This window comes from Acidovorax cavernicola (assembly GCF_003581445.1).
The window spans coordinates 1-577 of sequence record NZ_QXMN01000347.1; the positions used below are offsets into that span (position 1 = coordinate 1).

Genomic DNA, 577 nt, shown 5'->3' on the forward strand with positions numbered 1-577 from the left:
CCGATCCCGCAATCTGCCTGTCGCAGATGGAAGTGCTCGCCTTGCTGCAGGGATTGCAGCGCCTGAACCTGCAGACGGCGAAAAGCCTGAAGATGGCCATCAGCCAGGCGCCGTCGGGGCTGGTGCAGCAGATGCTGCGGCGCCATCAGCAGGGCTTCGAATCGGCCGCGGCCGAGCTCGCGCATGAGTTTGCCTTGCCGGCGCCGGCGAACGACAAGACCGGCCGGCTGTTTGCCGGGTCGTTGCTGCGCGGCTGGGAGTCGATCAAGGCGGCGATGGGCCCGCAAAGCCACCAGAGCATGCTCGACGCCAGCGAGGAAGCCGAAAAAATGCTGCTGATGGCCTATCGCGCGGCGCTGCGCGAGGGGCTGCCCGAAGCGGCGCGCGCGATTTTGCTGCGCCAGGCGATGGCCGTGCAGCGCGGCATTGAAGCGCTGCACTGGCTGCGCTCCTGCTTGCCGCTTTGAATGCCGGGCGCGATGCCCGGCATTTCAGTCGAGCGTGACCATGACCGGTGCGTGGTCGCTGGGCTGCGGGTTCTTGCGTGGCGCGCGGTCGATCACGCAGGCGCTGACAC

General features: G+C 67.6%; 1 protein-coding gene and 1 pseudogene. One reads left to right on the forward strand and one right to left on the reverse strand.

What is annotated here, in order from left to right:
- The coding region (locus tag D3H34_RS33565; protein ID WP_119558927.1) for a DUF2383 domain-containing protein at window positions 1–467 on the forward strand (467 nt) is incomplete at its 5' end.
- 24 nt (window positions 468–491) lie between these two features.
- Here D3H34_RS33565 and D3H34_RS34885 read toward each other — a convergent pair.
- Window positions 492–577: pseudogene (locus D3H34_RS34885) on the reverse strand (exodeoxyribonuclease III); the annotation flags it as partial.